The following is an 11,212-nucleotide window of genomic DNA, read 5'->3' on the forward strand; positions in this document are numbered from 1 at the left end:
GTAAAGTAAATAAAAAAGTGCAAGTCTGTAAGCCGGGTTCTGTTTCTCCCAAAAGATTTGAGAAATACTTGTCATTTATCTAGCCCCGACCTCACGATCGGGGTCCATCGATCTACCCATTCCGCATAAAGACGAGCAGCCTTTCCCAGATTTGCATCCGGCGCGGAACCTATTTGATCTTTCAACCCATAAGGTTTGCCTAGCTCCAAATGTCACCATTTGGACGGTGGGCTCTTACCCCACCTTTTCACCCTTACCCTTCGTGCCGATAGCTATCGGCATCAGGGCAAGCCCTGTATCGAATGGCGGTTTGTTTCTGTGGCCCTGTCTGTCTTCCTGTAGTCGCCAACAGAAATCCTTCCCGTTAGGAAGTATGGCGCTCTATGTTGCCCGGACTTTCCTCCCTGATAGCTATCGGGGCGACAAGTCGACTTGCACTCTGCAAAGAACGGGATTTTCTTCGATAAGGATATAATTCCTTTTTTCGACATCTGACCTATATGAAAATATTTTTTGAAATTCTTCGACTTCTTATTTGGAATAAGTCTAGATAAAAAATACTTTTGTCTTATTAATAATAAATCTAAATAAAGATGATGTTGAATATTGCTTTACTGTCTGGATTACTGACGATCTCTAGTCCAATACTTGGAGAAAATCCCACACCCCCTCTATCACATATTTTTGATAATTTTCTATCTATTGAAGGCATGATTAAGACGCCTTCGGGCGATCCAGTTTCCTATGCTAATGTTCAAGTGAAGGGTACAGTCAAAGGTTCATTTACAGATTTCAATGGTAAGTTTCAACTCTTCAATCTAGAAGATGGAACATATGATTTATTGATTTCTGCTGTTGGGTTTAAGTCTCTTAGCCAAACGGTTTCGGTGACCCAAGGGGAGTCAATCAAACTTGAAATTACTTTTGAAGAAACAGGGGTGGAGATGCCTCAGTTTTCACTCGTAGCGAATCGTGATCGGATTTTCTCAAAAGTACCTGGCTCGGTTTCCTTTTTAGACAAAAATGAAATCAAATCTCTAAAGCCGATTTCAGGTAATGAAGTATTGAGAAGAATGCCTGGGGTTCATGTCGTGGATGAAGAAGGTGTAGGTATGCGGGTCAATATTGGCATCAGAGGATTGGATCCTGATCGAAGTAGATCTGTATTGGTATTGGAGGATGGTGTTCCTGTCGCTCTTGCGCCTTATGGTGAGCCCGAAATGTATTATTCTCCCGCAATAGACCGAATGGCAGGAATTGAGGTATTAAAAGGTTCAGGCCAAATTCTATACGGTCCTCAGACCATCGGTGGGGTGGTCAATTACATCACTCCAAATCCCCCTAAGGAGCAGGAGGGTTCTGTGAGAATTCAGGGAGGGCAGGGAGGTTTCTATTCCGGTCTTGTCAATTATGGAAACACTTTCGGGAATACTGGATTCCAGGTTAACCTCCTTCGAAAAGTAGCCCAAAATCTTGGGCCAACTGAGTTTAATATCACCGATTTCAATACCAAGTTTTTATTCTCTTTAAATGAAAAATCGGAGTTGGGACTTAAACTTGGCGTTTACAATGAACTCTCCAATTCTACCTACATCGGAATCAATCAAGTGATGTATGATCGAGGAGGGGAGGATTTTACTAGATTGGCCCCAGACGATCGCCTTGACGTAAGTAGATATTCTGCAAGTCTTACACATTTGTATCGTTTCAACCCCAATGTCAAGCTTCGCACCATCGCTTTTGGTTACACAACTACTCGCAATTGGTCTCGACAGGACTTCTCTATCAATCAAACGAACACAGCACCGGCTAATTGGACAGGAGTAGTATGGGGGGATCGAAGTATTCCAGGTGGAGCAATTTTCATGAGGAATTCTACTGGAAATAGAGATCGTCAATTTAGAGTAGGTGGGATTGAACCAAGACTGGAAGTGAATCACCAATTGTTTCAAAGGAAGAATGATCTCGTTACAGGAGTTCGATATCTGGAAGAAGTAGCATTTGAGCAGCGGATAAATGGCACCAAAGCAGGTGTCAGAAGTGGAAATTTGATTGAAGATGAGCAGCGAAGTGGTCGTGCAATCAGTGCATATTTTCAAAATACCACTGAGATTTCTAATTCGGTATCCGTTAATGCTGGACTGCGTTGGGAGAATTTTGATTATGAAAGGGATATTTTCAGACGTAATTTTTCAGGCAAAGGTATAAGGGATACGGTTCTTGTCTCGTCAAGCAATGTGTCAGAGCTTATCCCAGGTGTTGGATTTAATTTCAAGCCACTGGCGTCTCTCAACTTGTTTGGTGGGGTTCACAAAGGTTTTGCACCACCACGAACCAAAGATGCAATCACCGCCACTGGCGATGCCTTGGATTTGGAGGCGGAGAAAAGCTGGAATTATGAACTTGGTCTGAGATCGGCGCCAACTCCATGGATGTTTTTGGAAGCAACAGCTTTTTTGATGAATTTCAGCAATCAGATTATTCCGGTTTCCGAGTCTTCGGGAGGCGTGGGGTTTGGAGTGGTCAATGCAGGAGCTACTCGGCATCAAGGACTAGAAGGTTCAATCAATTTTGATGTTTCGCACTTATTGAATTCTAAAAACTGGAACATCTTCTATGATGTAAATATCACGTATGTTAATGCATTTTTCAATGCGGATCGGTTCATTAACGAAATCAATATCAATGGATTTCGTACTCCTTATGCGCCTGAGTGGTTGATTAATTCCTCACTTGGCATTGAATCCAATGGAGGTTTTGCTGCGAAACTCACCGTAAATTATGTAGGTGCTCAATTTGGAGATGAATTGAATACAGTTATTCCATCGGTCAATGGTTTGATTGGTGAGATTCCTTCGTATTTCGTGGTGGATGCGGTGATGAATTATAAAATAATACCATGGAATGCCGCCTTCAATCTGAGCATTAAAAATCTGACAGATGAGCGATACATTTCTACCAGAAGACCGCAGGGGATCCGGGTAGGTTTACCTAGATTTATTACCGCAGGATTTGAAATTAATTTTTGATTTTTTTCAAATTTGAAAAACAATCTATCCACAAGACTGTTCTTCTTTCATTAAAGGCTATAATTAGCTTTTCTTCATAGTGCTGGGTTGAGCCGCTCCGAAAGGGGCGGTTCTTGTTTTAGTCCATTTCAATTATCTTTTGCGATGGAAAAATCAACCCAAAAGAAATTCAGACGGCTGATTAGGGCTATCAACTGGTTTCCGCCTTATCTTTTATCAGGCATCAAAGTGATCGATCATTCTGAGGATTTTTCGAGTTTTAAAACTCAGCTAAAGTTGACATGGTTTAATCGGAATTTGCTCGGAACGGCCTTTGGTGGTTCGCTCTATTCGATGTGTGACCCATTCTTTATGTTTATTCTCATTATTCATCTTGGTGAAGAGTATATAGTGTGGGATAAGCACGCCAGTATTGACTTTGTTAAACCGGGCAAAGGAACTGTATTTGCCGAATTTAATTTGAAAACAGAGCAAATAGCTGAAGTGAAAAATGTGGTTGACGAAAAAGGTAAGCATATTTTTGAATTTCCCTGTGAGGTGAAAAATAAGGAAGGACAAGTGATTGCAAAGCTTTCCAAAGGAGTTATGTGAAAAAGAAAAGCTGGAAGTCTGAGTCCAAATAAACCTTTGAGTAGAAAGAATTACTTTTACTAAAAAAAAATAGGCTCTTATGATTTTGGTGGGAAATGCGGTGATGTCTGATGATATCAAGGAAAACTTTTTTGTATGTGATCTAGAAGCCTGCAAAGGTGCTTGTTGTGTAGAAGGCGACGCCGGAGCACCACTTGAAGAGGCGGAAACCAAAATCCTGGAGGATATCTACCCGATAGTCAAGGATTACATCACGGAGGAAGGCCAGCAGGTGATTGCCCAGCAGGGAGTTTGGATCATCGATAAAGACGGAGACAAAGGAACTCCAACTATCGGTGACAATCGAGAGTGTGCCTATGCACTGTACGACGAGCGCGGAATCCTGAAATGTGGTATAGAACAAGCCTACCTAGATGGCAAGATCTCATGGAAAAAACCGATTTCCTGTCATCTATATCCGATCCGTGTGACTAAGTATGAGGAATTTGACGCCTTGAATTACGACCGATGGCACCTTTGTGATCCGGCATGTCAACTCGGACAAAACCTGAAAGTTCCACTTTATCGCTTCCTCAAGGACGCTCTGGTTCGAAAATATGGGGAAGCTTGGTATGCGGAATTGTTGGCAGAAATAGAAGGATAAAAGCTGTATTTATCCGCTGTGGAGAAATTATTTTTCTCCGAACCCCGAATTGCAAACTAGCGATTTCTTAATCAATCAAAAAGGCAAAACCTGATAGAGTTTTGCCTGAAATTTTTTGTAATCGCTAATCATTAGCCTCCTGACTTTTTTGCCCCGTATCCAGCTGCCAAAAGCACTTGAAGGACCTTGTCACGGTGGTCACCTTGAATGAGAATTTCTCCATCTTTGGTGGATCCACCTACACCACATTTGTTTTTCAGTAGCTTTCCAAGTTCCTTAAGGTCATCTTCCGAACCCACAAAACCTTCTACCAAGGTAACTTGCTTTCCGGCACGGGATTTTTTGTCCAACAAAACTTTTAACTTCTGCTGATTTGCCGGTAAGGTCTCCGCCGAATCTTGGTCACCTAGATTGTATTCAAAAGAATCACTTGTGGAGTAGACAACACCATCTCGCTTTTTCCAATCGTTCGCTTTTTTACCCATAGTGAAATTACTTGACTCGAAAAGTCCAGACAGGTCTTTTGGCGTGATTTACGACATCTTCGGCAATGCTTCCTGTGATCAGGTGCAAAAGCCCTGTGCGTCCATGCGTGGTCATTGCGATCATATCAGCATTGATATCGTCAGCAAATTCAATGATTCCTGATTCTTCTGAGAGTGAATTGTAAACCTCAGCTTTGATGTTTTCAAAGTGGTGGATTTGAACATAGGTCCTGATGCGATTCATTGATTCTCTGGTTGTCTCAAAATTTCCCGGAGTATTTACAATCACAAAGTAAAATTGAGCATCAAAAACGTGCTGCATGCTTTTGATTCTATTGGCAATTCTGTCATCTGAATCTCTGAAATCTGAGGCAAAAACCACTTTTTTCATTTTAGAAACGTCTGTTTCAGCTTTTATAGTGATCACTGGGCAAGAGGCTGTTCGGACTACCTTTTCGGTGTTGCTTCCTACAATCACTTCCTCCAGTCCTGAAGCTCCTTTGGAACCCATAACAATCAAATCAGGATCTTGCTCCGCAATGGATTCTGATATCCCCTTAAATACTGATCCGAGAATAAGTTTTGTCTTAAGATTGAAGTTTGATCCTCCGAACTTATTTTCAAGTTCTTTCAGTTGTATTTTTCGAGTATTGACCAACTCCATGAAATAAACTTGGCTTTCATAATTAGGGGCCGCCTCCAAGCCACCACCCATTGTAGCCATGCCCGTGTTTATAGGTGTTTCTATGACGTGCAATACAGTCACCTCAACTCCCGGATAGTTGGCATAAAATCCAGTTGCGAAATTAAGGGCATGTTTTGCAGTTTCAGAAAAATCGTAAGGAACCAAGACTTTTATCATAATTGCTTTGGGTTATAAGTTTTCACCAAATTAGCCAAAATAGCCTATGAATGAAGACTTTTTTAATGATTTGATCAGATCAATAACCCAATTCCAAAAAGAATAACCCAAAGTAAGGTGCTTAGAGCCATCTTTTTTAGGTAGGGATCAGTTTCACTAGAAGTTTTTGCCAGCTGAACCCCAACACCTACTTTGAGCATAAGGATGTAAGCAAAAAATACAAGTAATGTGTACCATTCTTTTGTGGTGGTGGTGAAACCTATCAACCACATATTTCCTGACATAATCAGCACCCAATTGTATTGTATAGCTTTCTTTCTGCCTATCCGAACTGGAATGGAGCGCTTTCCGGCTTTTGCATCAGATTCAATGTCCCGAATATTATTGATGTTGAGCACGGCAGTACTGAAGCAACCTAAGGATATTGCAATGACTAATGTAATCGGCTCAAAACTCAGCGTGTGAAGAAAAAATGTTCCTAATACTCCGAGTAATCCGAAAAACACAAAAACTGATATATCTCCCAACCCTGCATATCCATAGGGATTGCTACCGGAGGTGTATGTGATTGCGGCCCAAATGGCAGCTATTCCTAAACCAAGGAAAAGTGCAAACAGCTTCCAATCCTGTAAAGCGGAGTAGAGAAGAAGTAAACCGGAAATTAAGGAGAGTATGCCAAAAATATACATCGCCCGCTTCATTTCTGTAAGTGAAATCAAACCGGACTGAACTGCTCTAACAGGACCTTTCCGTTCGGAGGAATCAGCACCATGGATCGTATCCCCGTAGTCATTGGATAGATTCGATAGGATTTGTAGAAAAATGGTAGTTAAAGAGGCTAGAACAAGAATTTCCCAGCGAAAACTATCTTGCCAAGCTGCCAGAAAAGAGCCCGCGAAAATACTAGCAAGGGCAAGGGGTAAAGTACGAAGCCTGACTGCATGCAGCCAGGCTTCTTTTTTGGTTTTAATTTCTTTTTTCAAAGTTATTCTCCTGAATTAGGCTTCGATTAATTTAAGGATTTCCTCATCCAAGGGAGCTACGGATGATGGGAAAAACTTAACTAATTCTCCTTTCTCATTCACAAAATACTTGCAGAAATTCCAGCTTGGCTCTTCATTGTTCCAGCCATTTTGTGAAGCGTCAGAAAGCCATCTGTATAGTGGATGCTTGTCAAATCCTTTTACAGAGATTTTCTCAAACATTGGGAAAGTCACGCCAAACTCAGCATCACAAAAGGCTTTGATTTCTTCGTTTGAACCCGGTTCCTGGCCACCGAAATTGTTGGCAGGAAACCCTAAGATCTGGATCTTGTCACCATGAGCAGCATACAATTCCTGTAATTGAGCGTATTGCTTGGTGTAGCCACACTTTGAAGCTACGTTAACAAGTAATAATTTTTTGCCTTTGAACTCTGAGAAATTAACTTCTTTCCCGTTGATGTCTTTCAACTTGAAGTCGTAAAAGGTACTTTCCATGGTTTGATCAAATGATGGATGAAATTCCGCCTGGTCCTCTGGTCTTTCCAAGGTCTTTCCGCAGGCGAAAAAGGTAATACTGAGAATTAAGAGAAGTGTTTTCATAGGTTTCTTTTTTTGGTTGTTAGACCTAGCACATATCTAAGAAGAGTTCGAAGATCCTTCTACTATTGTCACACTGAGCGGAGTCGAAGTGTCAGGGTGACATTGCATTTTACATACGTTCTGGAACAGTGATACCGAGCAAACTCATTCCTTTTTTGATTGTTTTGGCAGTCATGGAAGAAAGTGCAACTCGGAAGGTTTGAATCGCCAAATCCTTCTCATGAAAGATCGGAACATCCGCGTAGAATCTGTTGTATTCCTTTGCCAAATCAAACAAATATTGAGCAATAACTGATGGAGAGAATTCATCAGCGGCTGATTTTATTTTCTTTTCAAAATCATTTAAAAGCAGGATCAGCGCAGTTTCAGATTCAGCAAGCTCGGTGATTCCTGAGAAATTCGGTGCTTGATAGGGTACACCTATCATCTCAGCTTTCCTCAAAATCGCTGCTATCCGAGCATGAGAATATTGAATGAATGGTCCAGTGTATCCCTGAAATTCGATGGATTCCTGAGGATTGAATAGCATTCGTTTTTTTGGATCGACTTTGAGTAAAAAGAACTTCAAAGCACCAAGACCAAGGGTCTCATAAAGCGCTTTGGCCTGATCTTCAGAGAAGCCTTCAATCTTCCCCAATTCTTTGGTGTGATGTTCAGCCGTATCAATCATTTCCTGCATCAGATCGTCCGCATCGACTACAGTTCCTTCTCGGGATTTCATTTTCCCTGTAGGCAAATCTACCATGCCGTAAGATAAATGATACAAGCCATCGCCGTAAGATCTGCCTAGTTTTCGCATGATCTTAAACAAGACATCAAAGTGATAATCTTGCTCATTTCCAACAACATATACTGACTTATTGATTTGGAAATCTTTATATTTCAAGTCGGCTGTACCAAGATCTTGGGTGATGTAAACCGAAGTGCCATCAGCACGACGCACCAACTTCTCATCCAGTCCTTCATCGGTCAGATCCACCCAAACCGAGCCATTTTCTTTTTGGAAAAAGACTCCTTTTTCCAGGCCTTCTTCCACGATATCTTTTCCTAAAAGGTAAGTATCCGACTCGTAGTAAAACTTATCGAAAGTCACGCCCATCTTTTTGTAGGTAGCTTCAAAACCAGCATATACCCACTCGTTCATCTGCTTCCAAAGCGTCACCACTTCCACATCATTTGCTTCCCATTTGCGAAGCATATCTTGTGCTTCAAGAAGGAGTGGTGCATTTTTCTTGGCTTCCTCTTCAGTCTGACCTTGATCGACCAGTTCCTTGATTTGTTTTTTGTATTCCTGATCAAAAATCACATAATACTTACCCGCGAGGTGATCACCTTTCAAACCAGAAGATTCAGGAGTTTCGCCGTTTCCAAAGTGTTGATAAGCCACCATGGACTTGCAGATGTGGATGCCACGGTCATTGACTAAGTTGGACTTGATGACCTCGTAACCGGTGGCTTTGAGGATTTCGGCTACGGAAAAACCAAGAAAATTATTCCTCAAATGTCCTAAGTGTAATGGTTTATTGGTATTGGGGGAGGAGTACTCTACCATAACCTTTTGACCGTTTGCAGGCAATTGGCCAAAATTCGGGTTGGAATAGATTTGCTCGAAAAGGTTAACCCAAACCAGTTCGTTCAATTCCAGATTCAAAAAGCCTTTGACCACATTGAAACCGGTGATGCTCGGAATGTTCCCTTTTAGGTATTCCCCGATTTGGTTGGCGGTTGACTCAGGATTTGCCTGAGATATTTTCAGAAAGGGGAAAACCACAAAGGTGTATGTTCCCTGAAATTCCTTCCGGGTAGGGGCAAGGGCGATTTGATCCAATGGCAGATCATGATTGTAAATGTTCTGAAACGCCAGCTGTATGCCTTGAATTATAGTTGATTGAATGTTCATTTTTTTAACCGCAAAGGTCACAAAGTTGAAATAAGAGTTCGCAAAGATAAGATTCCATAGGGTATAAGAAAAGGAATAACCACGGAGTTCACCAAGTTGAAATAGGAGTTTTCAAAGGTAAAAATTGAGGCTATTAAAGAAATCTTAAATTTGAAATGTTTCTTAGTTTAAAGCCTTTAGGAAAGGCTAATTTTTTAAAATATTCTTAGATTATATTGCTCTAAATCGATCATTGATAACCCTTTGAAGACCGAATTTTAAAAGTGTCACATTAAAATTCATAAGAAGTCCAAGCTTATAATTTCCTAGTTTGAGATAGTTTATGGTTTGTGCCAAATGAAGGTCTGAGAGATATTCGACTGATTTGAGTTCCAATGCCAGCTTGTTTTCAACTAGGATATCAATTTTGTATGCCACCTCAATTCTAATATCCTCCATTTCCAGAGGAAGTATTTTTTCAACTTCTATGTTGAATCCATCCTTCATTAATTTTTTAGCCAATATTTTCTTGTATGCGTTTTCTAAAAGGCCAGGACCTAATGCTTTATGAACTTCAATTGCACAGCCAATTACTTTATTAGCTAATTCGTCTTCGGAAAAATGTGAGTAAGACATATCAGATAAATTTATTTGATTTCAATTTTAAATTTCATTTCTAAATTGAAACTAAAACTTTTTACAAAATTCGAACTGTAACCTGTAAAAGTTGTAGAAATATTCACTAAATGAAGTGCTAAACACCTTTATTTCTATGGTTTGACCTTCGTAGACTTTTAGCCTTAAAAATCTTTGTGTCCTCTAATTTAACCTTCGTGCACTCAGCGGTAAAAATCTTTGTGAACTCTAATTTAACCTTTGCGGACTCCGCGGTAAAGGTTTAATGTCAATAATTATCCACCAAGGACTTTGTGGTGACCTCCAAGACTTCAAAGGCGGCTTCGGCCATGGTGTTTTCAGTATCGAGCGTGGGGTTTACTTCCACGATTTCCCAGCAGCAGACGCGCTTGTCTTTGATCAGTTCGGCATTGAGTTGAATGGCTTCTTCGACCGTCAATCCATTCGGTACCGGTGTTCCTGTGCCAACAGAAATAGAGCTATCCAAACTATCCACATCAAAGGAAATGTAGATTTGCTGGCAATCTTTTAGGACTTCAAGCGCTTGTGAAGCAACTTTTACTATCCCTAACTCATGAACCTCCTCTGTGCTGAAATTTTTGATACCGTATTTATGGATGAGATGATCTTCGGGTGCTTCTGTATCACGAACAGATATGAAGACGATGTCCTGAGGATCAATTTTTGGAAATTCTCCTCCTATTTTTTTGATCTTTTCCCAATATGAAATGGTTTCCGGTGCGACATCATTGACCCTGCAGTCCAGGTTGTCCAGTTGAGTAGTCATGGCCAAAGGCATCCCATGCATATTTCCGGAGGGCGTGGTGTATGGAGTGTGAAGGTCGGCATGCGCATCTATCCAAATTACCCCAAGGCGCTTTTCCGGATGAGCGGCTTTAATTCCCATGATCGTTCCGGCAGCGGTGCTATGATCTCCAGCCAAGACTATGGGAAACTTTTTCTCCAGTCGGAGGGACTCGATGGTGGAATAAACGTTTTTCAATACCTGATATACGCCATCGATATATTTTCCGTGCGGATGCTTGTTGCCTTTCCAAAGAAAATTATTTGCGTCCGGTACGTTGATAGGGTCAAATTGGGTGAAGAAATTGGACTTTTTGTCCAGACTTGCGATTTTGAGTGCATCGATCCCCATACTTGCACCACGTGTTCCTGCTGCAATTTCGGATCTAACTTCTACTAGTTTTATTTTTCGCATTCAAAAATAGGATTTGGGTTTATTCAAGATTTATGGTCGGGCAAAACTAGTCAAAAGGCTATGAAATTCAATTTTTGACACTTTTTCGATTTGCGGTACTTCGATATAAAAATATGTGTATCCACAATTCTGCCCCTAGCTAAATCTTATTGAGTTTCACCTCGACTTCGCTCGGTGTCCGTGGAGTTTGTTTTTAGGGGAGGGGAGGAAAATGCGGCTGCGCAGCCGCATTTTACTGCCCACCCAGTAATTTACATAACAACCGGGGGCGGGCCAAGGAGGGGG

10 protein-coding genes and 1 other RNA gene are annotated in these 11,212 nt (G+C 41.1%); 3 read left to right on the top strand and 8 right to left on the bottom strand.

Going from position 1 to position 11,212, the window contains the following annotated elements; all coding sequences use genetic code 11:
* Positions 1–12 precede the first annotated feature (12 nt).
* Positions 13–439: RNase P RNA component class A (gene rnpB / locus ACK4HU_RS20390), an RNA gene on the bottom strand.
* Positions 440–593: 154 nt separating this feature from the next.
* Here rnpB and ACK4HU_RS20395 point away from each other — a divergent pair.
* The 3 genes from ACK4HU_RS20395 (at position 594) to ACK4HU_RS20405 (ending at position 4,263) form a co-directional block, all read left to right on the top strand.
* A complete protein-coding gene (locus ACK4HU_RS20395; RefSeq protein WP_409809588.1) occupies positions 594–3,029 on the top strand; it encodes a TonB-dependent receptor domain-containing protein in 2,436 nt (811 codons plus the stop codon).
* 144 nt (positions 3,030–3,173) lie between these two features.
* On the top strand, positions 3,174–3,620 hold the full coding sequence (locus tag ACK4HU_RS20400; RefSeq protein ID WP_409809590.1) for a PaaI family thioesterase: 447 nt from the start codon (positions 3,174–3,176) through the stop codon (positions 3,618–3,620).
* A 79-nt stretch (positions 3,621–3,699) separates the two neighbouring features.
* Positions 3,700–4,263, top strand: a complete 564-nt coding sequence (locus tag ACK4HU_RS20405; RefSeq protein WP_409809592.1) for a DUF3109 family protein — start codon at positions 3,700–3,702, stop codon at positions 4,261–4,263.
* Between the two features lie 131 nt (positions 4,264–4,394).
* Here ACK4HU_RS20405 and ACK4HU_RS20410 read toward each other — a convergent pair whose 3' ends face one another.
* From ACK4HU_RS20410 to rocF, 7 genes are all read right to left on the bottom strand, one after another.
* Positions 4,395–4,748, bottom strand: a complete 354-nt coding sequence (locus tag ACK4HU_RS20410) for a translation initiation factor (protein ID WP_409809594.1) — start codon at positions 4,746–4,748, stop codon at positions 4,395–4,397.
* Positions 4,749–4,755: 7 nt separating this feature from the next.
* Positions 4,756–5,610, bottom strand: a complete 855-nt coding sequence (locus ACK4HU_RS20415; protein WP_409809596.1) for a universal stress protein — start codon at positions 5,608–5,610, stop codon at positions 4,756–4,758.
* 74 nt (positions 5,611–5,684) lie between these two features.
* Entirely contained in the window at positions 5,685–6,593 is a 909-nt protein-coding gene (locus tag ACK4HU_RS20420; RefSeq protein WP_409809598.1) for a 1,4-dihydroxy-2-naphthoate polyprenyltransferase, read from the bottom strand.
* Positions 6,594–6,608: 15 nt separating this feature from the next.
* Complete coding sequence (locus tag ACK4HU_RS20425) at positions 6,609–7,193, bottom strand: glutathione peroxidase (protein WP_409809600.1); 585 nt, start codon at positions 7,191–7,193, stop codon at positions 6,609–6,611.
* Positions 7,194–7,302: 109 nt separating this feature from the next.
* Positions 7,303–9,093 (bottom strand): arginine--tRNA ligase, encoded by a 1,791-nt coding sequence (argS, locus tag ACK4HU_RS20430; RefSeq protein ID WP_409809602.1) that lies wholly within the window; start codon positions 9,091–9,093, stop codon positions 7,303–7,305.
* Positions 9,094–9,303: 210 nt separating this feature from the next.
* Positions 9,304–9,708: a GxxExxY protein gene (locus ACK4HU_RS20435; RefSeq protein WP_409809604.1), complete on the bottom strand. Its 405-nt coding sequence runs from the start codon at positions 9,706–9,708 to the stop codon at positions 9,304–9,306.
* 268 nt (positions 9,709–9,976) lie between these two features.
* Complete coding sequence (gene rocF / locus ACK4HU_RS20440; protein ID WP_409809606.1) at positions 9,977–10,927, bottom strand: arginase; 951 nt, start codon at positions 10,925–10,927, stop codon at positions 9,977–9,979.
* Positions 10,928–11,212 lie beyond the last annotated feature (285 nt).

Source organism: Algoriphagus sp., assembly GCF_046296635.1.
Lineage (GTDB): Bacteria > Bacteroidota > Bacteroidia > Cytophagales > Cyclobacteriaceae > Algoriphagus.

Excerpts from the sequence above, each read along its gene's own strand:
- ACK4HU_RS20435 (WP_409809604.1), bottom strand. The coding sequence starts at position 9,708 with ATGTCTTACTCACATTTTTCCGAAGACGAATTAGCTAATAAAGTAATT.
- ACK4HU_RS20395 (WP_409809588.1), top strand. The coding sequence starts at position 594 with ATGATGTTGAATATTGCTTTACTGTCTGGATTACTGACGATCTCTAGT.
- rocF (WP_409809606.1), bottom strand. The coding sequence starts at position 10,927 with ATGCGAAAAATAAAACTAGTAGAAGTTAGATCCGAAATTGCAGCAGGA.
- ACK4HU_RS20405 (WP_409809592.1), top strand. The coding sequence starts at position 3,700 with ATGATTTTGGTGGGAAATGCGGTGATGTCTGATGATATCAAGGAAAAC.
- argS (WP_409809602.1), bottom strand. The coding sequence starts at position 9,093 with ATGAACATTCAATCAACTATAATTCAAGGCATACAGCTGGCGTTTCAG.
- ACK4HU_RS20425 (WP_409809600.1), bottom strand. The coding sequence starts at position 7,193 with ATGAAAACACTTCTCTTAATTCTCAGTATTACCTTTTTCGCCTGCGGA.
- ACK4HU_RS20400 (WP_409809590.1), top strand. The coding sequence starts at position 3,174 with ATGGAAAAATCAACCCAAAAGAAATTCAGACGGCTGATTAGGGCTATC.
- ACK4HU_RS20415 (WP_409809596.1), bottom strand. The coding sequence starts at position 5,610 with ATGATAAAAGTCTTGGTTCCTTACGATTTTTCTGAAACTGCAAAACAT.
- ACK4HU_RS20410 (WP_409809594.1), bottom strand. The coding sequence starts at position 4,748 with ATGGGTAAAAAAGCGAACGATTGGAAAAAGCGAGATGGTGTTGTCTAC.